At 57.7% G+C, this 26,772-nt stretch carries 28 protein-coding genes; 11 read left to right on the plus strand and 17 right to left on the minus strand.

All coding sequences use genetic code 11. The features are described from left to right. Positions 1-52: 52 nt before the first annotated feature. The gene (locus Q1B13_RS03235; RefSeq protein ID WP_299075849.1) at positions 53-355 is read left to right on the plus strand and encodes a hypothetical protein; all 303 of its coding nucleotides are present in this window, start codon (positions 53-55) and stop codon (positions 353-355) included. Here the strand turns inward: Q1B13_RS03235 and Q1B13_RS03240 are convergent. The 4 genes from Q1B13_RS03240 to Q1B13_RS03255 all read right to left on the minus strand — a co-directional run bounded on the left by Q1B13_RS03240 (position 287) and on the right by Q1B13_RS03255 (position 3,921). Next, positions 287-685: a DUF1499 domain-containing protein gene (locus Q1B13_RS03240; RefSeq protein WP_299075852.1), complete on the minus strand. Its 399-nt coding sequence runs from the start codon at positions 683-685 to the stop codon at positions 287-289. The two genes, Q1B13_RS03235 and Q1B13_RS03240, sit on opposite strands and share 69 nt — an antisense overlap. Positions 686-753: 68 nt before the next feature. After that, positions 754-1,701, minus strand: a complete 948-nt coding sequence (gene speB, locus Q1B13_RS03245; protein WP_299075855.1) for an agmatinase — start codon at positions 1,699-1,701, stop codon at positions 754-756. Between the two features lie 69 nt (positions 1,702-1,770). Continuing rightward, positions 1,771-2,733, minus strand: a complete 963-nt coding sequence (gene speB, locus Q1B13_RS03250; protein WP_299075857.1) for an agmatinase — start codon at positions 2,731-2,733, stop codon at positions 1,771-1,773. 24 nt (positions 2,734-2,757) lie between these two features. Then, positions 2,758-3,921: a M20 aminoacylase family protein gene (locus tag Q1B13_RS03255; RefSeq protein WP_298934795.1), complete on the minus strand. Its 1,164-nt coding sequence runs from the start codon at positions 3,919-3,921 to the stop codon at positions 2,758-2,760. Between the two features lie 66 nt (positions 3,922-3,987). Here Q1B13_RS03255 and mazG point away from each other — a divergent pair, with 66 nt between their 5' ends. From mazG to Q1B13_RS03270, 3 genes are all read left to right on the plus strand, one after another. Further along, the gene (mazG, locus tag Q1B13_RS03260) at positions 3,988-4,845 is read left to right on the plus strand and encodes a nucleoside triphosphate pyrophosphohydrolase (protein ID WP_299075860.1); all 858 of its coding nucleotides are present in this window, start codon (positions 3,988-3,990) and stop codon (positions 4,843-4,845) included. A gap of 63 nt (positions 4,846-4,908) precedes the next feature. Continuing rightward, entirely contained in the window at positions 4,909-5,850 is a 942-nt protein-coding gene (locus tag Q1B13_RS03265; protein WP_299075863.1) for a nucleoside hydrolase, read from the plus strand. Next, entirely contained in the window at positions 5,847-6,296 is a 450-nt protein-coding gene (locus Q1B13_RS03270) for a GNAT family N-acetyltransferase (RefSeq protein WP_299075866.1), read from the plus strand. Before Q1B13_RS03265 ends, Q1B13_RS03270 begins: the two co-directional genes overlap by 4 nt. Positions 6,297-6,582: 286 nt before the next feature. On the opposite strand, the gene Q1B13_RS03275 is transcribed toward Q1B13_RS03270, so the two are convergent. The 8 genes from Q1B13_RS03275 to Q1B13_RS03310 form a co-directional block, all read right to left on the minus strand. Then, positions 6,583-7,101 (minus strand): GNAT family N-acetyltransferase, encoded by a 519-nt coding sequence (locus tag Q1B13_RS03275; protein ID WP_299075870.1) that lies wholly within the window; start codon positions 7,099-7,101, stop codon positions 6,583-6,585. A gap of 45 nt (positions 7,102-7,146) precedes the next feature. Continuing rightward, positions 7,147-8,421 carry a phosphopyruvate hydratase gene (gene eno, locus Q1B13_RS03280; RefSeq protein ID WP_299075872.1) on the minus strand — a complete coding sequence of 425 codons (1,275 nt, stop codon included), beginning with the start codon at positions 8,419-8,421 and terminating at the stop codon, positions 7,147-7,149. Between the two features lie 136 nt (positions 8,422-8,557). Continuing rightward, positions 8,558-9,442: a DMT family transporter gene (locus Q1B13_RS03285; RefSeq protein WP_299075875.1), complete on the minus strand. Its 885-nt coding sequence runs from the start codon at positions 9,440-9,442 to the stop codon at positions 8,558-8,560. 137 nt (positions 9,443-9,579) lie between these two features. Continuing rightward, the gene (locus tag Q1B13_RS03290; RefSeq protein WP_298934788.1) at positions 9,580-9,993 is read right to left on the minus strand and encodes a Fur family transcriptional regulator; all 414 of its coding nucleotides are present in this window, start codon (positions 9,991-9,993) and stop codon (positions 9,580-9,582) included. A gap of 84 nt (positions 9,994-10,077) precedes the next feature. Further along, positions 10,078-10,782, minus strand: coding sequence for an endonuclease/exonuclease/phosphatase family protein (locus Q1B13_RS03295; protein ID WP_299075878.1), 705 nt, complete (start codon positions 10,780-10,782; stop codon positions 10,078-10,080). Positions 10,783-11,029: 247 nt separating this feature from the next. Next, a complete protein-coding gene (locus Q1B13_RS03300) occupies positions 11,030-11,572 on the minus strand; it encodes a hypothetical protein (protein WP_299075881.1) in 543 nt (180 codons plus the stop codon). Between the two features lie 193 nt (positions 11,573-11,765). Next, positions 11,766-12,857 carry an aminomethyltransferase family protein gene (locus Q1B13_RS03305; RefSeq protein WP_299075884.1) on the minus strand — a complete coding sequence of 364 codons (1,092 nt, stop codon included), beginning with the start codon at positions 12,855-12,857 and terminating at the stop codon, positions 11,766-11,768. Between the two features lie 41 nt (positions 12,858-12,898). Then, positions 12,899-14,449, minus strand: coding sequence for a trimethylamine methyltransferase family protein (locus tag Q1B13_RS03310; RefSeq protein ID WP_367180696.1), 1,551 nt, complete (start codon positions 14,447-14,449; stop codon positions 12,899-12,901). A gap of 115 nt (positions 14,450-14,564) precedes the next feature. Between Q1B13_RS03310 and Q1B13_RS03315 the strand changes: the two genes are divergently transcribed. Further along, positions 14,565-15,437: a LysR substrate-binding domain-containing protein gene (locus Q1B13_RS03315; RefSeq protein ID WP_299799693.1), complete on the plus strand. Its 873-nt coding sequence runs from the start codon at positions 14,565-14,567 to the stop codon at positions 15,435-15,437. Between the two features lie 117 nt (positions 15,438-15,554). Here the strand turns inward: Q1B13_RS03315 and Q1B13_RS03320 are convergent, their stop codons facing one another. Then, on the minus strand, positions 15,555-16,973 hold the full coding sequence (locus tag Q1B13_RS03320) for a YdiU family protein (protein WP_299076643.1): 1,419 nt from the start codon (positions 16,971-16,973) through the stop codon (positions 15,555-15,557). A gap of 83 nt (positions 16,974-17,056) precedes the next feature. Here Q1B13_RS03320 and Q1B13_RS03325 point away from each other — a divergent pair, with 83 nt between their 5' ends. The 3 genes from Q1B13_RS03325 to Q1B13_RS03335 all read left to right on the plus strand — a co-directional run bounded on the left by Q1B13_RS03325 (position 17,057) and on the right by Q1B13_RS03335 (position 19,193). Next, the gene (locus Q1B13_RS03325; protein ID WP_299075893.1) at positions 17,057-17,476 is read left to right on the plus strand and encodes a cupin domain-containing protein; all 420 of its coding nucleotides are present in this window, start codon (positions 17,057-17,059) and stop codon (positions 17,474-17,476) included. Between the two features lie 31 nt (positions 17,477-17,507). After that, positions 17,508-18,191: a class I SAM-dependent methyltransferase gene (locus Q1B13_RS03330; protein ID WP_299075896.1), complete on the plus strand. Its 684-nt coding sequence runs from the start codon at positions 17,508-17,510 to the stop codon at positions 18,189-18,191. Positions 18,192-18,281: 90 nt separating this feature from the next. Further along, positions 18,282-19,193, plus strand: a complete 912-nt coding sequence (locus Q1B13_RS03335) for a fatty acid desaturase (protein ID WP_299075899.1) — start codon at positions 18,282-18,284, stop codon at positions 19,191-19,193. Between the two features lie 45 nt (positions 19,194-19,238). Here the strand turns inward: Q1B13_RS03335 and Q1B13_RS03340 are convergent, their stop codons facing one another. Then, complete coding sequence (locus tag Q1B13_RS03340) at positions 19,239-20,366, minus strand: anhydro-N-acetylmuramic acid kinase (protein WP_299075902.1); 1,128 nt, start codon at positions 20,364-20,366, stop codon at positions 19,239-19,241. 63 nt (positions 20,367-20,429) lie between these two features. Between Q1B13_RS03340 and tyrS the strand changes: the two genes are divergently transcribed. Further along, complete coding sequence (gene tyrS / locus Q1B13_RS03345) at positions 20,430-21,683, plus strand: tyrosine--tRNA ligase (RefSeq protein ID WP_299075905.1); 1,254 nt, start codon at positions 20,430-20,432, stop codon at positions 21,681-21,683. 86 nt (positions 21,684-21,769) lie between these two features. Here tyrS and Q1B13_RS03350 read toward each other — a convergent pair whose 3' ends face one another. Continuing rightward, on the minus strand, positions 21,770-22,540 hold the full coding sequence (locus tag Q1B13_RS03350) for a hypothetical protein (RefSeq protein WP_299799694.1): 771 nt from the start codon (positions 22,538-22,540) through the stop codon (positions 21,770-21,772). Between the two features lie 189 nt (positions 22,541-22,729). Between Q1B13_RS03350 and Q1B13_RS03355 the strand changes: the two genes are divergently transcribed. Continuing rightward, positions 22,730-23,485 carry a 3-hydroxyacyl-CoA dehydrogenase gene (locus Q1B13_RS03355; protein ID WP_299075911.1) on the plus strand — a complete coding sequence of 252 codons (756 nt, stop codon included), beginning with the start codon at positions 22,730-22,732 and terminating at the stop codon, positions 23,483-23,485. Between the two features lie 9 nt (positions 23,486-23,494). Further along, positions 23,495-24,040: a sugar O-acetyltransferase gene (locus tag Q1B13_RS03360; protein ID WP_299075914.1), complete on the plus strand. Its 546-nt coding sequence runs from the start codon at positions 23,495-23,497 to the stop codon at positions 24,038-24,040. A 73-nt stretch (positions 24,041-24,113) separates the two neighbouring features. Here Q1B13_RS03360 and Q1B13_RS03365 read toward each other — a convergent pair whose 3' ends face one another. Then, positions 24,114-25,898, minus strand: coding sequence for an ABC-F family ATP-binding cassette domain-containing protein (locus Q1B13_RS03365; protein ID WP_299799695.1), 1,785 nt, complete (start codon positions 25,896-25,898; stop codon positions 24,114-24,116). 92 nt (positions 25,899-25,990) lie between these two features. Beyond that, entirely contained in the window at positions 25,991-26,731 is a 741-nt protein-coding gene (locus Q1B13_RS03370) for a GNAT family N-acyltransferase (protein ID WP_299075920.1), read from the minus strand. Positions 26,732-26,772 lie beyond the last annotated feature (41 nt).

Below are 26,772 nucleotides of genomic sequence, written 5' to 3' on the forward strand. Positions count from 1 at the left end.
TCTATCAATCCGGGGCTATGGTCAAGGCCCCGCCTTATGCTAACCTGATCATATGAAACGGCTCATTCTAGCCCTGACCCTTTGCGCAACCCCTGCCTTGGCCGATGTATTTGGCCCCGGAGGCAAGGTTCAGGATTGCTATTGCACTGACAAATCCGGCAGCCGGATCGAATTGGGTGAGATGATCTGTCTGCAGGTCGATGGGCGCATGTTCACAGCGCAGTGTCAGATGTCCCTGAACGTCCCCATGTGGCGCGAGGTTCAGGAAGGGTGTTTGTCGTCAGGGCTAGAACAAAGCAAGCCAACCGTCGACCCGGTGTCGATTGACGTCAAAATCCTTCCGGCCAAAACGTAACCGGCCGTAAATGCGTAGAATGTCACCGTCCTGCTGCACCGTCGTGTAGTCGGGAAAGCCGATCCATTTTGTGCGCGTGACGTACGTGATCATCCCCTCATCGACCGAACCGGCCAGAACCGAGGTGCGCGGTGAAACACGCGCGATCTCGTCCAACTGAGCCAGACCCTCAGGGCCTGTTTCGACCAAACGGTAAACGCCACCCTTCATATCGCGGTTTACGTCACCGTTCGGGGGCACATGCCAAAGATCGGGATCAGATGGGGCAAGGCGGATATAGCCACCGACCAAAATGACCAACGCGACCAGCAGCCAGATCATATATTTCATTGCCCCATACCTTCTTTGACCCAAAACCTAGCTGCTACGAACAGTCAAACAAGCCATTGCGACGGCCCCTACCGAGACGTCACGCCGGGAAGAATGCACAACAGCTCGAATAACAGATTGGCGGCCGTCAGCGCCGTGTTTCCCGACGGGTCATACGGCGGAGATACTTCGACCAAGTCGCAGCCCACCACATTGACCCCACCCAGGGCATGGATCAGTTGCAAGGCCTGCGGCGTTGTAAGCCCGCCAATCTCGGGTGTGCCGGTGCCCGGGGCAAAAGACGGGTCCAGACTGTCAATATCATAGGTGATATAGACCGGATGATCGCCAATCGTTTTGCGGATCGTCGAGCCAATCTGGGTCAGGTTCTGCTGCCACAGCTCCCACGCCGGGAACTGACGAAAACCCCAGCCCTTGGCCTCGGTAAAGTCAGACGCCGCATAACCAGACCCCCGGATGCCGATCTGAAAGGTTTTGTCAGGGACGATCAGTTGCTCTTCGTAAGCGCGGCGAAACACGGTGCCGTGGGTCTCACGCTCGCCAAACATTTCATCATTTACATCCGCATGGGCGTCTACATGGACCAGCGCCACGGGCCCGTGTTTTGCAGCTATCGCCCGCAGGATCGGCAGGGTGATCGAATGGTCACCACCCATGGCAACCGGCGTGACGCCTTGCGCCAGAATGGCATCATAGCTTTCCTTGATGATCTTCAGACTGTCCGCCAACGAAAAGGTATTGATCGCCAGATCGCCAATATCGGCAATCTGAAGCTTATCAAATGGTGCTGCGGTTGTGGCCATGTTGTACGGCCGGATCATCGCGCTTTCAGACCTGATCTGCTTTGGTCCAAACCGCGTCCCGGACCGCCACGAGGTACCGATATCCATCGGGATGCCCAGAACCGCGACATCCAACCCGACAAGCGAGGCCGCCTGAGGCAAGCGCATAAAGGTATTCGGCCCCGAAAAACGGGCCAGATCGTTGCCGCTGATCGGTTGGTTGAAATCTGTCATGCCTGTTGTCTCTCCCATCCGGTCACTTGGTTAAGCCATATCGGAAGTATGGCTAATCAATGGTTAACTTCAGACCAGCTTGCTCCATCCCAACAGGCAAATGATCTGAGTCGCCACATGTGCACCCGCAATGGCCGTCGCACCGGATGTGTCAAACGGGGGCGATACCTCGACCACATCGCCACCCTTGATATTGATCCCGGCAATATCGCGCAGGATGATTTGCGCCTGAATGGACGAAAGCCCACCCCAAACAGGCGTGCCGGTTCCTGGGGCAAAAGCCGGGTCCAGCCCGTCGATATCAAAGCTCAGATAGACCGGGCTGTCGCCGACGATTTCCTTGATCCTTTGCGCCACGGCGGCCGGACCGGCCTCATACACCTCGCGCGCGTCGATTATGTTGACGCCCAGCGTGTCTTCGTTGGTTGTTCGTATCCCCACCTGAACCGATCGCTTGGGATCCACGATCCCGGATTTCACGGCCTTGTAGAACATCGTCCCGTGATCTACCCGGGACATGTCATCATCGGCCCATGTGTCGGTATGCGCATCGAATTGCACCAGGGACATCGGCCCATATTTCTCGGCATAAGCTTTGAGGATCGGAAAACTGACATAATGATCCCCGCCCAACGTGACAGAGGCGACATCCGCCGCCAAAATCGTCCGAATATGATCGGTCAGCGTGTCGGGAAAGGCTGGGATATTGGCATAGTCAAAGGCCATGTCGCCATAGTCCACGATGGCCAGCTCGCTTAACGCATCAAAAGGCCAGCCATACGGTTCGTCCGGGGATTGCAGTGTACTGGCTTCTCGGATCGCACGCGGGCCAAGACGGGTGCCCGGACGGTTGGTGACCGCCTGATCGAAGGGCACGCCTGTCACTGCAATATCTACATCCTTCAGGTTCTTGGTATAAAGGCGGCGCAGAAAAGATGTTGCTCCACCAAACGTATTCTCGTGAGAAACCCCTTTCAACTCGGGGTTCGTAAACGCCTCATCCACGAAGTTCTTTGAATCTTCCAAAGCCATTTGGTCCGCTCCCCCTTGATATTTTCAGCTCAGTGGCTGCGCTTTTTCGACAACCCGCGCAAAGAACGACGCGCCGACTGGCGCAATGTCGTCATTGAAGTTGTATTTTGGATGATGCAGCCCGGCACCGTCGCCCTGCCCCAGAAACAGATACGCGCCCGGTCGTGCCTGCAGCATGTAGGAAAAATCCTCGGCCCCCATATCGCGCCCTATCGAATCCACCACGCGATCTTCACCGGAAACTTCCCGCGCAACATCAGCCGCAAAGGCGCACTTGTTGGCGTCGTTGATAGTCGCAGGATAACCGACGTCATACACCAGTTCTGCCTCAACCCCGTATGAAGCCGCCTGACCTTTTACGATCTGTTCCATCCGTTCCATCACCATCTTCTGAACCGCAGGATCGAAGGTTCTGACAGTTCCGTTCAGATAGGCGGTATCGGGGATCACGTTGTTGACCGTCCCGGTGTGGATCTGCGTGACCGAGACGACAAGATCTTCAACCGCATAGTGATTGCGGCTGACAATCGTCTGAATGGCCTGGGCAATCCCACAGGCCGCCATCACCGGGTCGCGGGTCTGATGCGGCATCGCCCCGTGGCCTCCGACCCCTTGAATATGGATGTGAAACGTATCCACGGCCGCCATGATCGGCCCCGGTGTCGTATAGAACGCGCCTTCGGGATTGCCGGGGTCGTTGTGCAACGCGTAAACCTCAGAAATATCGAACCGGTCCATGATGCCTTCTTCGACCATCACGCCTGCGCCGCCGCCCTCTTCCTCGGCGGGCTGAAAGATCAGCGCGACGCGGCCTTTGAAGTTGCGCGTCTCGGCCAGATAGCGCGCCGCGCCCAGCAACATCGTTGTGTGCCCGTCATGCCCGCAGGCATGCATCTTCCCGGCGTTTGTCGAGGCATAGTCCAACCCCGTTTCCTCGGGGATCGGCAGCCCGTCCATGTCGGCGCGCAGGCCAATTGTCGGCCCGTCGCCCTGACCTTTGATGATCGCAACGATTCCGGTTTTGGCAATGCCTTCATGCAGCTCGTCCACGCCAAATTCACGCAGCCGCTCGGCCACAAATGCCGCCGTTTCGTAGCATTCGAACTCGAGTTCAGGGATCGTATGCAGATGCTTACGCCATGTCGCCATGTCAGCGGCATAGTCGGCAATACGGTTCACAACGGGCATATGGGGTGGACTCCTGATCCAAGCTGCGGGATGTCTGCATCAGACACTGGAACAAGGGGCTTCGCAATGGCTGAAAATCCACTGATCCACGACCCGGACGCCGGGATCGAACGCTTGCTGGAAATCATGCGCCGCCTGCGCGACCCGCAATCCGGCTGCCCCTGGGATATCGAACAGGATTTCGGCACGATTGCGCCTTACACCATCGAAGAGGCCTATGAGGTCGCAGACGCCATCGAACGGCAGGCCTGGGATGAGCTGAAGGGTGAGCTGGGTGATCTGCTGTTCCAGTCGGTGTTTCATGCGCAGATGGCCGAAGAAGCCGGCCATTTCGCCTTTCAGGATGTCGTGCGCACCATGTGCGACAAGATGGTGTCCCGCCATCCGCACGTCTTTGGTGATGAATCCCGCGACAAATCGGCCGAACAGCAGACGCTGGACTGGGAAACAGTCAAAGCAGCCGAGCGTGCGGGCAAGGAACAAAAAGGCGCGTTGGACGGCGTTGCAGCCAACCTGCCTGCCCTGTTGCGGGCGCACAAGCTGCAAAAACGCGCTGCGCGTGTGGGCTTTGACTGGCCTGACGCTAGCCATGTCCTTGCCAAGATCACCGAAGAAGCGGCTGAGTTGGAAGAGGCGCGTGATCGCAAGGATGCCGATGCGTTGGAAGATGAATTCGGCGATCTCCTGTTCGTGATGGTCAACCTTGGCCGCCATTTGGGCATTGAACCCGAGGCCGCCCTGCGCCGCACCAATGCCAAGTTCACACGCCGCTTTGCGCAGGTCGAGGCGCGTCTTGCTGACCGTGGTAAAACCCCCTCGGAAAGCGATCTGACCGAGATGGATGCGCTGTGGGATGAGGTGAAGATTGCAGAGCATCGCGCCAACGGCAAACTCCCGCCTGTGGACGCCGCAACCAGCGGCTGAAACTGCTGGACAAGTCCGACGACACTTGCCAGTGTCCGCCCTTCACGACCCCGGAGGCCTGCAATGTCAGCGCGCAAGATCATAATCGATACCGACCCCGGACAGGACGACGCTGTCGCAATCCTGCTGGCACTGGCCAGCCCGGACGAGATCGATGTGCTTGGTATCACGGCCGTCGCGGGCAACGTTCCGCTGGCGCTGACCGCCAAGAATGCGCGTATCGTCTGTGAACTGGCCGGCCATACCGAAATACCGGTTTATGCCGGATGCGACCGCCCGCTGACCCGCCCGTTAATCACCGCGGAACATGTGCATGGTAAAACTGGGCTCGACGGTCCCGATCTGCCCGACCCGCACATGCAGCTGACCGACGGACACGCGGTCGATTTCATCATCGACATCCTGCGCGCGCATGAGCCTGGCACCGTCACGCTCTGCCCGCTGGGTCCGCTGACCAATATCGCCACTGCTTTCCAGAAAGCCCCCGATATCGTCGACCGCGTTCAGGAAATCGTCCTGATGGGTGGGGCGTATTTCGAAGTTGGGAACATCACGCCCACGGCTGAGTTCAACATTCACGTCGATCCCGAAGCCGCTGATATTGTGTTTAAATCGGGAAGACCAATTGTGGTCATGCCTTTGGACGTTACTCACAAGGCGCTGGTCACCAAGCCCCGCAACGATGCGTTCCGCGCCCTGGGCAACAAAGCTGGCATTGCCACCGCACAGATGACGGACTTCTTCGAACGTTTCGACAAGAACAAATATGGAAGCGAAGGCGCGCCGCTGCACGACCCCTGCGTGACCGCCTACTTGATCCGACCCGAGCTGTTCTCGGGCCGTCACGTCAATGTGGAAATCGAAACGACATCAGAACTGACGTTGGGCATGACCGTCGCTGACTGGTGGGGTGTCACTGAACGCGCGCCGAACGCGCTGTTCGTCGGCGACCTCGATGCCGATGGTTTCTTTGCCCTGCTCACTGAACGTCTGGCCCGGTTATGAGCGCCGCACTTCGCCTTGCCCGCCCGGACGACCTTGACCGTCTGATGAGCCTTGTCGGGGCTTTCCACACCGAGACAGGCATTGAACAAGACTCGGATCAACGGCGCGATGCACTGCTGCCGCTGCTCGAAGGTCTCCCGCATGGGTGTATCTACCTGATCGGCCCTGGGCGCGCGCCACTGGGTTACATCATCCTCACCTTCGGCTGGTCAATCGAGTTTGGCGGCATGGATGGATTTGTGGACGAGATCTACATCCGGCCCGCTGTTCGGGGTCGCGGCATCGCGACTGAGGTCTTGTTGGATCTGCCCAAAGCGCTGGCAGGTGCCGGTCTGACGGCTTTGCACCTGGAAGTCGACCGCACCGATGAGGCAACACAAAAACTGTACCTACGCACCGGGTTCAAAGCCCGCGAGCGTTACATGCTGATGAGCCGGAAGCTCTGATCCGATATTTGTGAATCATCGATCTGGTTTCAGCGACCAAATCTCTGTTTACTAAGACCTTTCCCCTTGGCGGGCTTTTCTGTTGCGACTTTCCCCCTGATCAGCATTTCTGTCAGCACCTAGGCAAGTCGTTGCAAATAATACAGAAAATTCCAGAGATACGAAAACGGAACAATTGATCGGGTAACTGGTCGGTGGTCCACTCAGCAGCATCGGAGGCGGAAAACGCGTCAGGGGCTGAACATCTTGAGCATACCTAGAAAACGGGGCCATCGGTCCCCGTTTTCTAGCACTCGGCTTCTAGGTTCATTTCAAAAAAGACCAATCCGTCCAGAATTGACTTTGGCAACGCGCTGTAGGGTCCGCGCGGCACAAACCCCAGCGATTGGTACAGCTTTTGGGCCGCCGTCAGTGCGCTTCCTGTGTCCATGAGTATCCGCTTGAACCCCAGTGCCCGGCAATCACCGATCAATGCCTCCATGAGGGCGCGCCCAGCCCCAGTTCCGCGCGCGCTGTCGCGCACGAAAACACGCTTAATCTCGGCGGTCTGGTCGCCAATGCGCTGGAACATGCCGCACCCAACCGCTGACCCATTCACCAGCGCAAGTTGAATGCCCCCATCGGGCGGCGCATGCTGGGACTCCAACGATTGCATCAACCTTTCGAACTTGTCCTGAGGATAAGCATACAACACGACCTCGGCATCCCGGCCACCCAGGCTGACCAGAAAATCCCGATATTCCCAACACAAAGCTCTAACGGCATCAAATTGTTCAGGTGTTTTCGGCCTAACAATTGTCAGCATGGTCACCCCCTTTTTCAGCAGATGACCATAACATGGTTCGAGACCTTAACGAAGGATCGACGACCCAGCATATTCCGCTACTTCAGCCAGCGTTTCTTCAATGCGAATCAACTGGTTGTACTTGGCCAACCGGTCAGAACGCGCCAGCGAACCGGTTTTGATCTGCCCGCAATTGGTCGCAACTGCCAGATCGGCAATTGTTGCGTCTTCGGTCTCGCCCGAGCGGTGGGACATAACATTGGTGTACCGCGCGCGGTGGGCCATATCGACGGCGCGCAGGGTTTCGGTCAGCGACCCGATCTGGTTCACCTTGACCAGCATCGAGTTGGCACAGCCACGCTCGATCCCCTCGGCCAGACGTACAGGGTTGGTCACGAACAAATCGTCACCGACCAGTTGCACCTTGTCGCCAATCGCATCGGTCAGGGCTTTCCAGCCATCCCAGTCATCCTCGGACATACCGTCTTCGATCGAAATGATTGGATAGTCTTTGACAAGCGCCGCCAGATAGGCTGCGTTTTCTTCTGAACTCAGGGTCTTGCCCTCACCGGACAGAACGTACTTGCCATCCTTATAATACTCGGTGGCCGCGCAATCGAGCGCCAGGTGGATCTCTTCGCCCGGTTTGTAACCCGCTTTCTCGATTGACTTCAGGATGAAGTCCAACGCCTCGCGAGTGGATGCGATATTGGGGGCAAAACCACCTTCATCGCCGATGCCTGTGTTCAGGCCAGCGGCAGACAGTTCTTTCTTCAGCGTGTGGAATACTTCTGAACCCATGCGAACCGCTTCGCGGATATTGCTGGCCGAGACCGGCATGATCATGAATTCCTGAATGTCGATCGGGTTATCCGCGTGCTCACCGCCGTTGATGATGTTCATCATCGGTACCGGCAGAACGCGGGCCGAAGTGCCGCCAACGTAGCGGTACAGAGGCTGCGTGGTGAAATCCGCCGCAGCTTTGGCAGTTGCCAGCGAGACACCAAGTATAGCGTTCGCGCCCAGACGGCCTTTGTTTTCGGTCCCGTCCAACTCGATCATCGCGGCGTCGATGGCCACTTGCTCGGTCGCGTCAAAGCCGACCAGCTCTTCGGCGATTTCGCCGTTGACCGCCGCCACAGCCTCCAACACGCCTTTGCCCAGATAGCGTGCCTTGTCGCCATCGCGTTTTTCCACCGCCTCGTAGGCGCCTGTCGATGCGCCCGAGGGCACTGCGGCACGGCCCATGGTGCCGTCTTCGAGGATCACGTCCACCTCGACCGTCGGGTTCCCCCGGCTGTCCAGGATTTCGCGCGCGTGGATGTCGATGATGGTGCTCATGATACCGGTTCCTAAAGATGCCTTCGGTTGCAAGCCTCATACCAGCCCGCGCCGAAAAGTAAACCAGCTCCGTTATCGCTAACACTCATATTTTCCGGCGTTTAGGGCTAACAGTCTTCTGTTTGCGCCAACATGTTCAGGCTGCGGTCATGGCCATGTCGCGCGCCAATCTGCGTTCGCGGATAAAAGTGTACAATCCAGATCCAATGATAAGCGTCGAACCGGCTAAGGTCATCAGGTCGGGCCGTTCGTTGAACACCAGAACCCCGGCGAGAATCGAGAACAACAAACGCGTATAGCGGAACGGCGTCACGGCCGAGGCCTCGCCCACTCGCATCGCTGTAACGATCCCGTAGTATCCAAGAACACCAAAAACAACCGCGCCTGCATAGGGACCGATCTGTCCCGCTTGCAACGGTTCAAGGGGATGCGCGCCCAGGATCATCAGGACGGCCCCACCGACAACAAGTGCAAGATAGGCCTGCGATGACACCACCGCCGATGATATGCGGGGGTCTAGCCGGCGTGTGATCAAATCCCGCGCGGCCACACCGATGACCGCCACGACGACGAACAAGGATTCAGGGCGAAACCCCTCGAGTCCCGGACGGATGATCATCAGAACACCGATGAAGCCAACGCCGATGGCACTCCAGCGGCGCCACCCGACATGCTCGCCCAGGAACAAGGCCGCGCCCATGGTCACTGCCAAAGGCATGGCCTGAAACACAGCCGCCACCATCGATAGATCCACCATCGACAAAGCGGTCACAAACGCCACTGCAGAAACGGCTTCTGCCATCGCCCGGATCATGGGCAAGGGCTGCCAAGCGACTGCGACAAAGATCCGCTGACGCGAAAAAAGCGCCATGCAAAAGAAGACACCGGCGCAGATCAGGCCCAACACGATCAGAATCTGACCCGGCGCGACCGACGCCGTCAGTTGCTTGATGAACATATCCTCAAGCGTGAACGCAGCCATAGCCGCAATGACCAGCAAGATGCCATTAACGTTATTCATATTGATGTCCGTTGGAACTGGCGGCACCGATTACCGCTGTTACCTTCAGCAAAAGCCGAAGGACATCGCTGTGGCAAGCATTTTCAGCATTCGATTGATGAAATGATTTGAGGCGACCTATCGCGTTTCGTGATAGGTCAGTCCTTGTCCAAAGGAACGCCGTACAGTTCCAACCGATGGCCAATAAGCTTGTACCCCAGCTTGGCCGCGATTTTTTCCTGCAGTGCTTCAATCTCGGGGTCGACGAATTCGATCACCTCACCAGACTGCATGTCGATCAGATGGTCGTGGTGATCGCGTTCGGCATCCTCATAGCGCGCGCGCCCGTCACCAAACTCCAGCCGCTCCAAAATCCCGGCCTCTTCGAACAGCTTCACGGTACGATACACGGTGGCAATCGAAATGCCCGAATCCAACGCCGAAGCGCGTGTATACAATTCCTCGACATCCGGATGGTCTTCACTCTGCTCCAGCACATGCGCAATGGTGCGGCGCTGTCCGGTCATGCGCAGGCCTTTGCCTTCGCACCGCGAGATGATCGTGTCCGACATGATGCCCCTCAGGAATTGCTCGGGTTTCTGTCTTAATCTGTCCGCGCGCCCAGCGCCACAGGGATTCGTTGGCCGGTGCAGGTTTCAGACCATGCGTCGCAGATCTGCCCAGATCGGCAGATGGTCCGAGGCTATATGCGCCGGACGCTCTCCATGCACGCCGTGATCAGCCGCCTCAACGCCATACCCCAGCGCTATCCTGTCCAGCGCGCCCAAAGGCTGCGCGGCCGGATAGCTCGGTACCGGTGGCAGAAAATGCATTTCCGGCGCCAGATTGTCTAGAACGGGTTGCCGGGACCACTCGTTAAAATCACCTGCCCAAACCGTCGGCATCTGTTCCAGAGACGCGTCGCAATGACGAATATGCGTGATCTGCTGCCTCCGGGATGCAGGCAGCAGCCCCAGATGCATCCCCATCACCCGCAACGGGCCGATCTGCGTGTCAAACTCCACGCGGACCGCGCCCCGAGGTTCCAGCCCCGGCAAGTCATGATGTCCGGTCTGCCTAACCTTGATGTGATCGCCACGCCAGATCACGGCGTTGCCATGCCAGCCCAAGCTCCCCGCACCGCCCAGATCGACAATTTGCCACCCGGCTTCATCCAGCATGAAATGTGGCAGCGCTGCCGGCCGGGGAGGCAATCGCTTGTCGGCTTCCTGCAACACCACAATCTCGGCCTGCATGCCGTGCAGCACCTGCATGATGCGTTGCGGCTGCCGCCTGAAATCCAGCCCGACACATTTCTGGATGTTGTAACTGCCGATACGCAGGGTCGAAGGTTTTGTCATGACTCTCCGGGTCTTAAACTTGCCCAAGGATCACCCTGCTGGGCCGCAGGTGCAAGCCCGCGTTGCGACCGGACCAGAAATAAGGTGATCCTTTTGAACAGGTGCCGTTTCCTGGGGCACCGAACCAGGTAATTCGCAGCGGTTGGTTCCTATGTTGATTGTGCAAGAATGAGTCATCATTCACGACAGCGCAGCGTACAAAGTTGGGCCTAACGAATGCTAAGCGGGACTAAGCAGACATCTATCCTCAATGAATGTCGTTCTGTTGTGCGGGAACACTTGGCACATCTATCGCCAAGGAACTGACCCATTTGCATTCGTGGCCGTTACGCGCTGCGATGATCCGGTCTTCAACATGACTTGCCTCCCAAACAGCAACGCATTCCAATTCAAGGCACTCGCTCAGAAGCGCTGGCCGTTCCCAGCCTTGCTCAGCAAAGTCTGAATGATAAAGCGAAAGAGCCCCGGAAATTTTGTCCTGCTTGAAACGGTAATCTTCTTTCATCACATCGCTTCGAGGCTCAACCCGGCCAACTTTCAGCCAAAAACCTCTGCTAATACCGTCACGATAGACAAAGGACTTGAACAATATCGGCAGATGAATCAAATCTTCGATTGCCGGGCGTTCTGAGAAGTATCCTTCAAAAACCGCTACGAAATACTCTTCCCCAAGTTGCCCATATGCCCAACAGTTTTCAGCTACTGGAATCTCAACTAACGCCCCAGCTTGCCAGCGCTGCCGTTTAGTAGCTTGGCCTCTTTGTGCTCGAAGAAAGTTATTCGTGTCCATGCTTCGTGCTTCGCATGCTGAGCATCTATTCTCAATGTCAAAGAGGGCTCGAAGCCGACTTGCGCAAGCGCAGCGTGGCGGCCAGCGCACTAGGGTTCCGTTGTTCGGACGAAGCTATCGTCGGTAGCTCGCGGCTCAATCTCCGCTTTTGGAAGTTCATGGGAGAAAGCAACGAATACAACGCATCGAAAATCTAAGCATGAGTCTTCGACTTCCGTGGATCATGGATCGGCATCGAAACCACCTTTGCTTTTGTTTCGATATCATCTCCGGCAACATTCAGAGTTGTGCCAATCTCGACAGAAGGATGCAGATGAGCAAGTGCGAGTGACTTACCGAGGCGGTGCGAATAACAAGGAGAATTAATCACACCAACTTCGTTTCCATCGAGGTAAAGCGTCTCGCCGCCAGCCATCATGTCGGAATGGTCAATGTCGAGGCAGACGTTTTGGGTTGCCTCCTTCCCTTTGGCGGCCATGACGGCCGTCTTACCGCGAAACTCCCCTTTGGACCCGCTGACCGTAAACCCAAGCCCGACCTCCCAGGGTGTGTTGTCCTCAGTCATGTCGTATCCGTAGAACAAAAGCCCCGCTTCGATGCGAACCTTATCGAGCGCAGTGAATGAGCACGGCGTGACGCCAGCCTCTACAAGCTTGTCCCAGATATCGCCGATGACAGACGCGTCTGCAAATATCTCGTAGCCACGCTCCCCCGAATAGCCGGTGCGTGAAATCCGACATGGATGGCCGAAGAGCCGCGCCGATGCGTGCTCGAAATAGGCGAGATCGCCAAGATTGATATCACACCCGGCGTCGAGAATATCGAGTGACTTAGGCCCTTGCACTGACAGATCATGCAGGTCGTCGGAAAACTCGATCTGTACATCGCGGCCTTTGGCAGATGCCTTGAGCAAAGCCATGGTATGGCCGGACCCGTGCACGATCATCCACTCATCGTTTCCGTTGTTTGACACGATAGCATCGTCGGCAATGCCGCCATTCTCTGTCAGGATGCAGAGATAGGCAGCCTGACCCGGATCGATTTTCGAGATGTCGCGTGTCGTCAGATGATCGAGCGTTGCGACGACGTCCGGCCCACGCACGAACACCTTCTTGAGAGGAGACATATCGAACATCCCCGCTGCCTCACGAACAGCATCGTGTTCATCATTGGGATCGGAGTTGTAGGTCCAAGCCGTGCCCATCCCGTTCCAGTCTTCTAGGCCTGATCCAAGCGCGGTGTGCCGCGACGCGAGGGCGGATGTGCGGCTTAGTTCTTCAGTCATGTACGATCTCCAGTGGTTCTCTGCGAAGTGGGACCAGTTCATCAGTACCACTCGTCTTTCATTGAGGCTTGGCGTTCGGCCACGAAGTCTTCCAGCCTGGACCGAATACCTTCGTCCATAGACGGTGCCTGATAGCCTGCGAGCATGGATTTCCACCGCGCGGTAGAGCGTTGATCCGCCCGGAGGCTCCCGTTTTCGGACCATGTCTCGAATGGCCCAGCCTCTGGGATGTCAGGTTGAAAGTGAGCCGTCGCAAAATGGCGTAGCGTATGCGCAGTCGATAGGAAGTTCTCGCCCGGACCTGTTTCGAAGTATGCGTCGCGGCCAAAGACTTCATCACTCACATCGATACCCTGGAGCATCTTTAGCATTGCCCCGCAATGGTCGAGATCCATGATGAATTTCTCATAGGACATAACCAGCCCGCCTTCGAGCCAGCCCGCAGCGTGCCAGACTTGGTGCGCGCCCGAAAGGAGCGTGGCCCACATCGCCCCGACGCTGTCTTGCATGGCTTGTCCGTCGGCGGCGTTGGAACCGGAAACATGGCCGCCGCCTGATCGTACAGGCACACCCAAGCGGTGACCCAGCTGGGAAAGAACCATGGATGCCAGATTTGCCTCGGGTGAACCAAAAGTCAGCGCTCCGGACTTCAAGTTCATAGTTGAATGAAAACTGCCGAAGACCACCGGACAGCCAGGCTGCACCAACTGCGCCAGTGCAATCCCTACCATCCCCTCGGCGAGCGTCTGCGCGGCAACCGCAGCAGGCGAAAGAGGCCCCATAGCGCCGGCAAAGATCGCCGGCGAGACACAGACACATTGACCGGCGCTGGCGTAAACCCGCAAGGCGCCGGACATTGTATCATCGTATATAAGGGGGGAGTTGACGTTGATGTTGCCTTGGATGACAGCGTTCTCGTCCATGAATGCCTCACCGAACACGAGTCGCGCCATATCAACGCTGTCTTGAGCGCGAACAGGGGATGTGACGCCCCCCATGAATGGTTTGTCCGAGAGCGTCAGGTGCGCCAGCACCATATCCAAATGGCGTTTGTTCACCGGAATATCTGTGGGTTCGCACACCGTGCCACCAGAATGGTGCAGATACGGAGTGGAGTACGTCAACTTCACAAAGTTTTGGAAGTCTTCGAGCGCGGCATAGCGGCGTCCTCGCTCAAGGTCGCTCACGAAGGGGGATCCATAGCCGGGCATAAGCACAACGTTGTTGCCACCAAGTTCAACGCTCTTGGCCGGGTTGCGCGCGTGAAGCGTAAATTGATTGGGCGCAGAGGCGCACAGTTGGCGCGCGTGCCCTGGCTCAAATGTAACACGCTGGCCGTCGACCCATGCGCCTGCATCTCGGAACAGGTCCATAGCTGTCTCGTCCCCGCGAAACTCAACCCCGATGTTTTCAAGTATCCAATCGGCTTGCGTCTCGATGGCACCAAGCTCCAGTTCGTTCAAGAGCTGGTACGCCGGAGTCTTTCGTTTCGTGTAAGACACAACGCTGTCGGGTGCACCACGGCGCGCGGAACGACCGCGCCGCGCCGCCTTTCGCAACTTTGGCTGAATGTTTATGTCTAAATTTTCCAACCCGGATGTTCCTAACATCTCCTCTTCTTTGTCATAATAGTTGAGAAAAAGAGTTCAGAGGATCAAATAATTCTACACTCTTCGTTCAAAAATTTTATACGATGGTCCCATGGCAATGCCCTTTCGAAGACATGATACCTTGCGCCTCTTCGTTGAGATTGCGCGCTATCCAAGCCTGTCCGCCGCTGCGGAGGCCCTCAACATGACCAAAGGTGCCGTAAGCTATCAGGTTAGAGTGCTAGAGGACGAACTTCAGACGACGCTTCTAAGCCGTGAACCACGCGGGATCACCCTGACCAAGCAAGGACGAGCCTTACTTGAGGCATGCCGCCCGGGGTTCGAGGCTCTCGAGACAAGTCTGCACGAGTTTACCAAAGCACGCGACGTGGGCCTTACGGTCGGGCTTTCTAGCTATTTTGCAGCACGGTGGTTATCGCCGCGTCTCACGGGTTTCATGCAAAGACATCCGGACATCCGGCTGCGGCTACAACCCATGACGCAGCTTTTTGACCTTGAAAATCAGGGCATCGACATTGCCATCAGATGGGGAAATGGCCAATGGGACGATGCCACGGTCGAACCCTTCCTCAACATGCCAGCTTGGCCGGTTGGGAATAAAGCAGCTCTGGAGAAAGTCGCTCGGCTTGGGATTGAAGCCGCATTCGCCGAGTTTGTGCTTCTAAGGGACCATGATGACAGCAATGCCTGGACAGATTGGAGGCAAGAAGCTGGGTTTGAGACGGACCCGCGCCGCGACACGCTTATTATTCCAGATCCCAATGTGCGCGTGCAGGCCGTCGCGAACGGACAGGGGGTGGCTCTCATGGATGATCTTGTTGCTCAGGAACTCGATGATGGCTGTCTTGTACGGCTCTCAGAAAAAGAGCTGTCCGATTACGGGTACTTCATTGTTGAACCGTTTGGCAGCCGGCACAGTCAGGCTGTGCGGGAATTCAGTGACTGGCTTCAAGGCGCAACACATCTGTAGCGGCTGCAAAAGCGATCATTCGAGAGGTCTCCAGCATCGGACAAAGTAGGCTCAAAGGCGCCAGCGCTCATTCGAGCCACGACCCCATCTCAGAAACAACGGCGCCCGAAATCTCCATCATGTCCCGCAGAATGTAGCCTGTACCACTTCGCTCTGCGACGGCGGGCGGGTCAGGTCGGCATTGTCCGGCCGATCCAAGAAAGGCTGCCCCAGCACGCTGTTGAGACGATGAAAGGGCGTGTAATCCCCCTGCACCGCCGCCTCGATCATCTGTTCGACCCGATGGTTGCGCGGGATGAAAACCGGGTTGGCCGCGTGCATTACCTGGGTCGGGGTTTCTTCGTGCGCCAACCGCGCTTGCCAACCTTCGGCCCATCCGTCAAATGCCATTGGATCAGTGAATTGATCCCGTGCCTTGTCCGTGCCCAGCGCGCGGAAAGTGTTGGTGAAATCCGCATGATTCTGCGCCATGCGCACCAGCAGGTCCGAGATCAGCTCAGAATCTTCGTCACGGGTCGTCGTCAGACCTATCTTGGCCTGGAAGCGTGCCATCCAATTCCGCTGCAACAGATCGGGCATCGCGTGTACGATCTCAGTCGCCTCTTCAACCGCTGCTTCCTTGTCCTCCATCTGCTGGATCAACGCGGTGGCCAATTGTGCCACGTTCCAGACGGCAATATCCGGTTGATTGGAATAGGCATAGCGCCCTGCCCGGTCGATCGAGCTGTAGACCGTGTTGGGGTGATAGCTGTCCATGAAGGCGCAGGGCCCATAGTCAATCGTCTCACCGGCAACCGAGCAATTGTCGGTGTTCATCACCCCGTGAATGAACCCCACGCTCATCCAACTTGCAATCAACTGGGCCTGAGCGTCACGCACAGCACGCAACAAGCCCATCGGCCCCCCAGCCTGCGGATAGTGGCGCGCGATGGCATACTCCGTCAGGCGACGTAAACTCTCGATCTGCCCCCGGGCAGCAAAGACCTGAAACGTCCCGACCCGCAGATGGCTGCGCGCCACACGGGTCAGCACCGCACCAGGCATAGGCCCTTCGCGCAGGACGACCTCTCCGGTCTCGACCGCGGCCAATGCGCGGGTGGTCGGAATGCCCAGCGCGTGCATCGCCTCGGACACCACGTATTCGCGCAGAACGGGCCCCAGCCAAGCCCGCCCATCCCCCTGCCGCGAGAACGGCGTCGGACCAGAGCCTTTCAACTGAATGTCACGACGCACACCATCGGTGCCCACGGTTTCCCCAAGTAAAACCGCCCGACCATCCCCAAGTTGCGGATTATAGTTGCCAAACTGGTGCCCGGAATACAGCTGCGCCAGCGGCTCCGCACCGGCGGGTATGGCATTGCCGGCAAAGGTCTCGGCCAGCTCGTGCACATCCCCCGGTGCGATATCCAAAAGCCGCGCGAGATCTGCGTTGAACGCAATCAGCTGCGGTGCGCGAACAGGGACCGGCGCCTGACGTGCATAAAACGCATCTGGCAGGCGGGCATACGAGTTATCAAACGGGATTGTCAGTGTCATGCGGCAAACATATGACCTGCGCGCATGATTGCCATAGCGGATCGCGTCATCCCGTGCATAATCGGCCAAAACATGAGGCACCGATGACCGGACAAGAGATTATCGACCACCTGCAACTGCAGCGACACCCAGAAGGTGGCTGGTTCAAAGAAACCTGGCGCGCCGACAATGCTGGCCGCGCCACTGGCACCTGCATCTACTTCCTGCTGCAAGCCGGGGAAAGCAGCCACTGGCACCGGGTCGATGCGACCGAGATCTGGCTTTATCATGCCGGCGCACCTCTGATCCTATCGCTCAGCGAGACGGATCAGGGGCCCGCACAAGAATTCCAGCTGTGCCCGGACCTGACGGAAGGCGCGCCCCAGGTGATCGTTCCGAAAGGCCATTGGCAAGCCGCCCGCAGCACCGGAGACTACACACTGGTCAGCTGTACCGTCTCCCCTGGGTTTGAGTTTTCTGGGTTCGAACTAGCGGACCCGGGGTTCGATATCCCAAAAGTCTAGCGTCAGTGGTTGAAAGTTTAGGGCAGATCAGATGCGTGAAGACCTGAAAAAAGCGTTCGAGAACCATGATTGGTCAGGGAAAAGAGGCAAAGCCCCGCGTTCTGGTCCGGGATCGACATTAGCCGCCACCGAGCGCTTGCGCACTGCGTTGCCGCAGATCTTCGAGCAACTCAAAATCCGGCGGTTCCTGGACGCACCATGTGGCGATTGGACATGGATGCAGACTGTCGATCTATCGCAGCTTGAAGCCTACCACGGTGCGGACATCTCAACGTCAGTGATACAAGACGTTTCAGAAAAATTCACATCCGACAAAGTGTCCTTTTCCGTATTGGACGTGTGTTCCGATCCATTGCCGGCCGCCGATTTGATTATGTGCCGTGAGTGTTTGTTTCATCTCAAACACGAAGCGAAATGGGCCTTCTTTCAAAACGCCCTAGCGGCGGACATCGCGTTCATAATGTTTTCGATTGATCATATTCGCGTCAATCACGACCTCCTGAGGAATGGCGGGTTTAGACGGTTCAACCCCATGATGGAACCGTTTAACTTCCCGCTGCCGCTCTACTATGTTCACGAAACAACGAACCAGGACATGTTCGACGTGTACGATCCGGATCTGGGTCTCCGTCAGCACCGCTCGATGGGGATTTGGACACGCGAGATGATTGCCAACGCCATGCCACAGTCGCAGCCCCAGCAAACATCGAACTAACGGCTTGCCTCATCGGGCAACACGATTAGTGCTACAGACAGATCGCTCACCAACTTGCCAGCAACGCTCGCACGGGCCACTCTGGCTGCTATGAATCACCGCTCCCTCATTGCGTCTATCCCGCCTAAGATCAAAGACGATCTCCAGCGGCGCTCTGACGCTGCCGGGCTCAGGCATCTGGCACTCTATCTTCTGGCACTGACGGTAACGTCAGCCGGGCTGATCGCACAGGTTCCGTTTTGGCCGCTGTTGATCCTGCCACAGGGCATTCTGCTGGTGTTCCTCTTCACCCTCAGCCACGAATGCACCCACAAAACACCGTTCAGAACCAACTGGCTCAACGATGTAGTCGGACATTTGGTCTCAGGTCCCATTGCCCTGCCCTTTACGTGGTTTCGCTACTTCCACTTGGCCCATCACAAATGGACCAATCACCCGGAAAACGACCCCGAACTCGACGGCAAACCGCGCCCCAACACCTGGCGCAGCCTGATCGTCTACCTCATCGGCTGGCCATACTGGTCCGCAATGGCTCGGGTGCTCATGCGCAACGCCTTGGGACGGATCGATGCCCCTTACCTGCCCGAGCGCCAACATCGCGCTATCAAAACCGAGGCGCGTGTCCTGTTGGCCACCTATGGCCTCGCAGCCCTCAGCTTGGTTTTCACACCTGCGCTGGTCTGGCTCTGGCTGCTGCCAGTGCTAGTCGGACAACCCTTCCTGCGCCTCTATCTTCTGGCAGAACATGGGCTCTGTCCGCCGGTGGCCAACATGCTGGAAAACTCGCGCACAACATTCACCAACCGTATCGTCCGGTTCTTGGCTTGGAACATGCCGTACCACGCCGAACACCACGCTTTTCCGAATGTTCCGTTCCACCAGTTGCCGGCGTTTCATGCCTGGACCCAAGCTCACTTGAAATCCACATCAGAGGGCTACACAGAATTCGCGGCTGACTACATAGAGCACCTGCCAGCCGAGGCAGGCTCTTCATCTGGCTGAAAATATCCCGGGGGAGTCGCGCTTGCGCGATGGGGGCAGCGCCCCCTACGACTTGGCCGCCTTTCCGCGGTTCGGGGCTGACACGACACCGCCCCCAACCAGCACCTTCACACCTGTGGTTCCCGGGCACGAGGTGGGCAAACCACGCGCCACCCGGACCGCCAGATAGGCAAAGGCCTGCGCTTCCAGCATGTCACCATCCAGCCCCACCGCCTCAACCGGCTCGACAGGACAATCCAGCGCAACCCGCAGCATCTCCATCAAAACCGGATTGTGTCGCCCTCCACCGGTTACCAGCATACGCGAGGGCGGTTTTGGACAGTACTCCATCCCCTGCACAACTCCGGCAGCGCACATCCCTGTCAGCGTCGCCACCGCGTCCGCATCCGGCAAGTCACGAACCAGCCCGATCATCTCGGCAAAGTCGTTCCGGTCCAGCGATTTTGGCGGCATACGCGCGAAGAAAGGCTCGCTCAGGAACAACTCCAAAGCGCCTGTCTCTACCGTTCCTTCGCGGGCAATGGCGCCATCTTTGTCCATAGACAATCCAAAGCGGCCCTGCATCAGATCATCGACCGGTGCATTGGCGGGGCCAGTATCAAAGGCCACAAGCGCGCCGGGGATTTCAGGCCGTTCAAAAGACGGATCAATATAGGTCAGATTGCCAACCCCGCCGAGGTTCAGAAAACACAATGGTTCCTCTGCCTCGATCCACTTGGCGCAAGCAAAGTGGAAAAATGGGGCTAACGGCGCTCCTTCGCCCCCCATCTGAACATCATCGCTGCGAAAATCCCAAACCACCGGCACGCCCAGCGCCTGCGAAAGGCCATTCCCGTCGCCAACCTGCAAGGTGCCCCGCCCACGCGGTTCATGCGCCAGAGTCTGCCCGTGAAATCCGATCAGGTCGATATCTTCAAACTCACACAGCGCCTCGCAATGGGCCATGGTGACTACGTCGCCAGCCGCCTCGACCTCATCCCCGTGCCAATGCCCCATTCCGGCCCGCAAAACTGCGCGCTCTTCGTCTGAATAGGCACGATACCCGCTTTCGCCAAAGCCAAAAATCGCGACCCCGTCGGTTTCGATCACCGCCGCGTCCACCCCATCCATCGAAGTTCCTGACATCGCCCCAAGCGCACGCAGGGCCCCGCGTTTTGCTACGGCCTTATTCATGGCCTTTTCCTTCTGCCACTCGACGCCTATAAGGTGCCCCGCATTACAACCCTGAGGCAAGACATGACCTACCATCCCAAATCGGATTTCATCGCAACGATGATGGAGCGTGGCTTTTTGGCCGATTGCACCGATTATCAGGGCCTTGATGAGGCGCTGATCAGCGGGTGTAAACCGGCCTATATCGGCTTTGATGCAACGGCACAGTCATTGCATGTGGGCAGCCTTATTCAGATCATGATGCTGCGCTGGTTCCAGAAAACCGGCCACAAGCCGATCACCCTGATGGGCGGCGGCACCACCAAAGTGGGCGACCCGTCCTTTCGTGCGGATGAACGCCCTTTGCTGGGCCCCGAACAGATCGATGCCAATATTGCGGGCATCAAAAAGGTGTTCTCGGCCTATATCGACTATGACACCGACGCCGAAAACGCGGCGCTGATGCTGAACAACGCCGAATGGCTGGACGGCCTGAACTACCTCGATTTCCTGCGCGATATCGGGCGGCACTTCTCTGTCAACCGGATGTTGGCCTTTGAATCAGTGAAGTCCCGGCTGGATCGAGAGCAGTCGCTGTCATTCCTGGAATTCAATTACATGATCCTGCAGGCCTATGACTTCCTTGAATTGAACCGTCGCTATGGCTGTGTTCTGCAGATGGGCGGCAGCGACCAGTGGGGCAACATCGTCAACGGCATCGACCTGACGCGTCGCGTACTGGACCACGAGATTTATGGCCTGACGAGCCCCCTGCTGACCACCAGCGACGGCAAGAAGATGGGCAAGTCTCAGGACGGTGCTGTCTGGCTGAATCCCGATATGCGCTCGCCCTATGAATTCTGGCAGTTCTGGCGCAATACCACTGACGCGGATGTCGGACGTTTTCTGAAACTCTACACCGAACTGCCGGTAGATGAATGTGATCGTCTGGGAGCGCTTGCAGGGGCTGAGATCAACGAAGCCAAGATCCGTCTGGCCAATGAGATCACAACGCTACTGCACGGGGCCGAAGCGGCGACAACCGCCGAAGCAACCGCGCGTGAAGTCTTTGAAAAAGGCGGCGTAGGCGGCGATCTACCTACCCTGACCCTCAGCGCGGCGGATCTGGGTGATGGCATGTCCATCGTACAGCTGATCGTCAAATCCGGTCTGGCCAAATCTGGCAAAGAGGCCAAGCGCCTGATCGCCGAAAACGGTGCTAAGATGGACGACACACCGCTAACGGATGCCGGTCTGATGATTGACGCGGGCGCCCTGCAGTCCCCCATTAAACTAAGCGCTGGCAAAAAGCGTCACGCTCTGGTCCAACTGGGGTAACAACTCGACGAATTCGAAAACAAAAACGGCCACCCAAATCGGGTGGCCGAACTCTTTATGCCAACGTTTCTGGATGGCCTTTGGCGTTACCGTTTTCCTTTACCCCCGCCCTTGCCACCATTTTTGCCGTCGCCGTCGCCGCCGCCGTTTCCGGAACCATTGCCTTGACCGTTGTTGTTACCGCCATTGCCGGTACCCGGTCCGGAGCCATTGTTGTTTCCGCCCCCGTTTCCGGGGTTTCCGGCGTTCCCGTTACCGTTGCCTGGGCCGTCGCCGCCTTTGCCGCCACCTTTACCGGGGCCGTCGCCGCCTTTGCCTGGGCCATTGCCGCCTTTACCTGGGCCATTGCCACCGCCTCCGTCACCGGGACCGTCACCGCCGTCACCGGGGCCGTCGCCACCACCATTGCCGGGACCATCATTGCCGCCATCACCGGGATTGCCACCGCCGCCATTGCCGCCGCCATTCCCTGGGCCGCTGCTGCCATTGTCGCCCGGATCAGCCGGGCTGACCTGCGCGAATTGGTCCGAGCCCCGATCCTCACCCCGGCTGCCACCGGCCGCCGTGCCAATAGACGCGGTTGGCACATCGGTCAGCAATGACGCCAATCCGGGGCACATCGCGCCGGTGTTTTGCAGTGTAGTTGAAAAATCCGACCGGTTCTGAAGGCGTTGCAAGAAACTAGGGGTGACATGCGTGCAGTCGCACATCGTCGTGTAATCCCCACTATTTGCCGCATCCCGTGCGGTTTTCCAGTTGCAAACCTCGGGCGCCGCAGCTGCACTGCCAGCCGCCAAAACCCCAAAGATGGGCGCGGCAACCCATGCGGCCATCCCTACTCTCTTACTCTTTTGCATAGCGCATCACTCCTCTCGCTACGTCGCTTGTTCGCGACATTGCATCCGCAGTCGATGTGGGCGCCCAACATTAAGACCAGATGAGGACCGCCTGATCTTGTCTTGAGAAAGCACAGCGAAGATGTGGACACGCCCGGCAACATCCGTTTAAATGAACACTTGTTCAAATCACTCCAAAGGGAGCCTGCCATGCAATTATCCTCAACCGCAGCTATCATCACCGGCGGCGCATCGGGTCTGGGTGAGGCCACGGCTCGCCATTTTGCCGCGCAGGGCGCTCAGATCACAATCCTGGACCGGGATGCAGATCGCGGAACGCAGGTCGCTGCCGAAATTGGCGGGCACTTTGCACAAACCGACGTGACTGACGAGGGGTCCGTCGCCATGGCCATGGCAACAGCGACGGACAAAATGGGCCGGATCACGGCAGCGGTGAACTGCGCAGGCATCGCTTACGGCATCAAGACGGTGGGCAAGGATGGCCCCCACACTTTGGACGCATTCCAGCGCACCATCGACATCAACCTGGTCGGCACCTTCAACGTGTCGCGCCTGGCCGCCGTCGAAATGGCCAAGAATGAACCGGAACCAGACGGCGCGCGCGGTGTGATCATCAACACCGCCTCGATCGCAGCCTTTGACGGCCAGAAAGGCCAAGCAGCCTATGCCGCGTCGAAAGGCGGAGTGGTTGGCATGACCCTGCCGATGGCCCGCGATCTGGCCTCAACCGGTATCCGGGTGATGACCATAGCGCCCGGCATCTTCATGACCCCGATGCTGGCCGGATTGCCAGAAGAGGTGCAACAGCAGCTCGCCGCCGATGTTCCCAACCCCGCTCGTCTGGGTGATCCGCACGAATACGGACGACTGGCCGGGTTCATCGTCGAGATGGGCTATCTCAACGGAGAAGTCATCCGTGTCGACGGTGCATTGCGGATGCGCTAGGCGTTAATCATGACCGAGCGGGAAAAAATGGAAGCCGGCGACTGGTATAGCTGCCTGGATCCGGAACTCGACGCGCTGCGTGCCCAAGCGCGCCGCGCGGTGCACGCACATAACAGCTGTGACCCGGACACAAGGGGCGCGATGGCACCGGCCCTGCGCGCCTTGTTTGCGCGCACCGGTGCCGATTGTTTTGCCGAAGCGCCCTTTCATTGCGCTTATGGCGTGAACATCCACCTTGGGGACCGGGTCTATTTCAATGCCGGTTGCGTTATTCTAGATACGGCCCGCGTGCAAATTGGCGACGACACCATGTTCGGACCCAAAAGCCAAATTTATTGCGCCCAGCATGCGAAAGACCCGATCGAACGCGCCAAAGGTCTTGAGATCGCACTGCCCATCACAATCGGCAGCAATGTCTGGGTCGGTGGAGGTGCCATCATCCTGCCTGGTGTCGCCATCGGCGATAACGCAATTATTGGCGCAGGCAGTGTCGTGACCAAAGATGTGGCAGCAGATCAAACCGTTGTTGGGAACCCTGCGCGCCCTATCGACTAAACAGTCGACCTGCGACCATCAGAGTACTGTGCACCTCGAAAGATCCGGGTGTTTCAAGACGTACAAGTTATACCTATTGCCCTTCGGCCTTCTCTTCCAGCGCCAGCCATTCCTCTTCGCTGGCCGATAGTTTTTCTTGCCGCTCGACCAGCGCGTCTGTCGCTTTCTGAAACTTGACCGGTTCGCGGGTAAACAATTCCGGGTCCGACATCAGCTCTTCCAGCTTGGCAATCTCAGCTTCCAGACGGGCGATTTCGGATGGCAGTTTCTCAAGCCGATGCTTTTCTGAGAATGACAAGCCGGTTTTGGGCTTGGCATCTTGCTTTATCTTTGGCTTTGAACTCTTTGTTTTTTCTTCTTTTAGTTCTGTATGATCTCCGCGCTGCGCTATGTAATCCGACCACCCGCCAGCATACACCGTCGCACGGCCATTCCCCTCCATCGCGATGGTTGTCGTCGCAACACGGTCCAGAAAATCACGATCGTGACTCACCAGCAGGACCGTACCGTCGTAGTCATCCAGCAGTTCCTGCAACAAATCCAGTGTCTCGACATCCAGGTCGTTGGTCGGTTCATCCAGCACCAGCATGTTCGAGGGTTTTGCCATCAGCTTAGCCAACAACAAGCGCGCTTTTTCCCCTCCGGACAAGGACTTAACGGCCGCTCTTGCCTGCTGTTCGTCGAACAGGAATTCCTTGAGATAACCCACAACATGTTTGGGCTGACCACCAACCATCACCTGATCAGCCTTGCCAGACACTCGCATCTCGGGGTCTCCGGTCAAGCTGTCCCACAGGGTCATTTCCGGGTCCAGCTGCGCGCGGGTCTGATCAAAAACCGCAACTTCCAAGTTGGTTCCAAGGTTGACTGAGCCCTCATCAGGGCTTTCCTGTCCTAGCAGGATTTTCAGCAACGTGGTTTTGCCGACGCCATTCGGCCCGACAAAGGCCACGCGATCCCCGCGCTGCACCAAAAGGTCAAAGTTGCGCACAATCTGATGATCGCCGAAGGCCTTGGATATCGCCTTGGCCTCAATCACCTTGCGCCCGGATTTTGGGCCCGATTCCAAGGCCATGGCGGCGGATCCCTGCCGCTTGATTTGCGATGCTCGCTCGGCCCGCAGCGCCTGCAACGCCCGGACACGCCCTTGATTGCGCTTGCGACGGGCGCTGATGCCCTCAACAGCCCAACGTGCCTCGGATTTGATCAGGCGATTCAGCTTGTGGCGCTGCTGGTCTTCTTCATCCCAGACCTTGTCGCGCCAGGCCTCAAAGGCCTCAAACCCCTGCTCTTGCCGCCGCACCGCACCCCGATCAATCCACAAGGTGGCGCGAGTTAAGGCGCGCAAAAACGCCCGGTCGTGAGAAATCAGAACAAAAGCCGCCCGCGTCGCGCCCAATTCACGTTCCAGCCACGCAATCGCTTCGATGTCCAGATGGTTGGTTGGTTCATCCAGCAACATCAAATCGGGTGCCTCGGCCATCAGCTTGGCCAATGCCGCGCGTCGCCGCTCCCCGCCCGAGGCGGTGTCGACTGGTCGAGCTGGATCAAACTTCAACCCCTCACCCGCACGCTCAACCTTGTAAAGCTCACCGGGCTCCAATCCGCTCGAGGCATAATCGCCAAGCGTCGCGAACCCCGCCATGGTTGGATCCTGCTCCATATACCCAACCGATTTGCCCGGCGGAATCACGATATCCCCCTGATCCGCTTCAACCAGACCGGCCATCACTTTCATCAATGTGGACTTTCCAGAACCGTTGCGCCCCACCAGAGCGACGCGATCACCCGGTTGTACCACAAGGTCCAAGCCGGAAAACACTGGATCACCCCCGAAAGTCAGAGAAATGCCAGACATCTGCAACAAAGGAATTCTCGCCATGCCCGCCAGCTAAACTGGCGCGATCTAAGCGTCAACGCTTTGCCTTCACCTTTTTACAAATACTCAAATTACCCGGCCACGGCCCGCAGCAAACGCTTGCGTGCCGGCGGAATCGTCCCGATTTCCAAACCCGTGAACACGTGCAACGTATTCATGTGCCGATCCACCACCGCATGATCGCTGACCCAGCCGCCCATCATCAGGTAGGTGCGCAACAACGGCGGCATTCTCAGCATCGCCTTTTTAGCGTCGGGCCTGCGACGCAACCGAGAGGCAAACCGAAACACATCAGGCGCTTTGACCCGTGGCAACCAGCGCGTGGGGCCAAGGTGGCGATCCCGGAGCATCGCAAAAGCGTCCAGATACTCGGCAGTTTCAGTTCCGGCAAAGGAGGAGCAGCCAAACAGCATTTCCACCCCATTCTGATCCACATAGGCGGTCATCGCGCCCCACGCGACCCGCAATATATCGGGATCTTTCCAATCAGGGTGAACGCAGAACCGGCCCATTTCCACCATGCGACCGCTAAAATCAGCAAGGGTCGTCAGGTCATAGTATTGGGCCGAATAGCTGCGCCCGATCTCGGCACCATCTTCTATCGTCAACATGCGAAAGCAACACACCAGTTGACCGTCCGAGCGCATGTCCTCAACCAGAACATGGGCGCATAACGTATCAAAATCATCCTGATCGGGTTGCTTTGTACCAAAGGCGAGCGTGCGCAGCGCTTGTGCTGCCGCAACATCCTTGGCCGATCGCGCCAAACGGGCCTGGTATCGCCCTTTGCTCAGCAAAACTGCCGTTGCCATGGTCGCATCCTCCGCGGTTGCTGACCGATTAGATCCTTGCG

This window comes from uncultured Ruegeria sp. (assembly GCF_947489545.1).
Taxonomy (GTDB): Bacteria; Pseudomonadota; Alphaproteobacteria; order Rhodobacterales; family Rhodobacteraceae; genus Ruegeria.

Bases quoted from the DNA above. Each gene is read 5' to 3' on its own strand.
- Q1B13_RS03235 (WP_299075849.1), top strand. From the start codon at position 53: ATGAAACGGCTCATTCTAGCCCTGACCCTTTGCGCAACCCCTGCCTTG.
- Q1B13_RS03240 (WP_299075852.1), bottom strand. From the start codon at position 685: ATGAAATATATGATCTGGCTGCTGGTCGCGTTGGTCATTTTGGTCGGT.
- speB (WP_299075855.1), bottom strand. From the start codon at position 1,701: ATGACAGATTTCAACCAACCGATCAGCGGCAACGATCTGGCCCGTTTT.
- speB (WP_299075857.1), bottom strand. From the start codon at position 2,733: ATGGCTTTGGAAGATTCAAAGAACTTCGTGGATGAGGCGTTTACGAAC.
- Q1B13_RS03255 (WP_298934795.1), bottom strand. From the start codon at position 3,921: ATGCCCGTTGTGAACCGTATTGCCGACTATGCCGCTGACATGGCGACA.
- mazG (WP_299075860.1), top strand. From the start codon at position 3,988: ATGGCTGAAAATCCACTGATCCACGACCCGGACGCCGGGATCGAACGC.
- Q1B13_RS03265 (WP_299075863.1), top strand. From the start codon at position 4,909: ATGTCAGCGCGCAAGATCATAATCGATACCGACCCCGGACAGGACGAC.
- Q1B13_RS03270 (WP_299075866.1), top strand. From the start codon at position 5,847: ATGAGCGCCGCACTTCGCCTTGCCCGCCCGGACGACCTTGACCGTCTG.
- Q1B13_RS03275 (WP_299075870.1), bottom strand. From the start codon at position 7,101: ATGCTGACAATTGTTAGGCCGAAAACACCTGAACAATTTGATGCCGTT.
- eno (WP_299075872.1), bottom strand. From the start codon at position 8,421: ATGAGCACCATCATCGACATCCACGCGCGCGAAATCCTGGACAGCCGG.
- Q1B13_RS03285 (WP_299075875.1), bottom strand. From the start codon at position 9,442: ATGAATAACGTTAATGGCATCTTGCTGGTCATTGCGGCTATGGCTGCG.
- Q1B13_RS03290 (WP_298934788.1), bottom strand. From the start codon at position 9,993: ATGTCGGACACGATCATCTCGCGGTGCGAAGGCAAAGGCCTGCGCATG.
- Q1B13_RS03295 (WP_299075878.1), bottom strand. From the start codon at position 10,782: ATGACAAAACCTTCGACCCTGCGTATCGGCAGTTACAACATCCAGAAA.
- Q1B13_RS03300 (WP_299075881.1), bottom strand. From the start codon at position 11,572: ATGGACACGAATAACTTTCTTCGAGCACAAAGAGGCCAAGCTACTAAA.
- Q1B13_RS03305 (WP_299075884.1), bottom strand. From the start codon at position 12,857: ATGACTGAAGAACTAAGCCGCACATCCGCCCTCGCGTCGCGGCACACC.
- Q1B13_RS03315 (WP_299799693.1), top strand. From the start codon at position 14,565: ATGCCCTTTCGAAGACATGATACCTTGCGCCTCTTCGTTGAGATTGCG.
- Q1B13_RS03320 (WP_299076643.1), bottom strand. From the start codon at position 16,973: ATGACACTGACAATCCCGTTTGATAACTCGTATGCCCGCCTGCCAGAT.
- Q1B13_RS03325 (WP_299075893.1), top strand. From the start codon at position 17,057: ATGACCGGACAAGAGATTATCGACCACCTGCAACTGCAGCGACACCCA.
- Q1B13_RS03330 (WP_299075896.1), top strand. From the start codon at position 17,508: ATGCGTGAAGACCTGAAAAAAGCGTTCGAGAACCATGATTGGTCAGGG.
- Q1B13_RS03335 (WP_299075899.1), top strand. From the start codon at position 18,282: ATGAATCACCGCTCCCTCATTGCGTCTATCCCGCCTAAGATCAAAGAC.
- Q1B13_RS03340 (WP_299075902.1), bottom strand. From the start codon at position 20,366: ATGAATAAGGCCGTAGCAAAACGCGGGGCCCTGCGTGCGCTTGGGGCG.
- tyrS (WP_299075905.1), top strand. From the start codon at position 20,430: ATGACCTACCATCCCAAATCGGATTTCATCGCAACGATGATGGAGCGT.
- Q1B13_RS03350 (WP_299799694.1), bottom strand. From the start codon at position 22,540: ATGCAAAAGAGTAAGAGAGTAGGGATGGCCGCATGGGTTGCCGCGCCC.
- Q1B13_RS03355 (WP_299075911.1), top strand. From the start codon at position 22,730: ATGCAATTATCCTCAACCGCAGCTATCATCACCGGCGGCGCATCGGGT.
- Q1B13_RS03360 (WP_299075914.1), top strand. From the start codon at position 23,495: ATGACCGAGCGGGAAAAAATGGAAGCCGGCGACTGGTATAGCTGCCTG.
- Q1B13_RS03365 (WP_299799695.1), bottom strand. From the start codon at position 25,898: ATGTCTGGCATTTCTCTGACTTTCGGGGGTGATCCAGTGTTTTCCGGC.
- Q1B13_RS03370 (WP_299075920.1), bottom strand. From the start codon at position 26,731: ATGGCAACGGCAGTTTTGCTGAGCAAAGGGCGATACCAGGCCCGTTTG.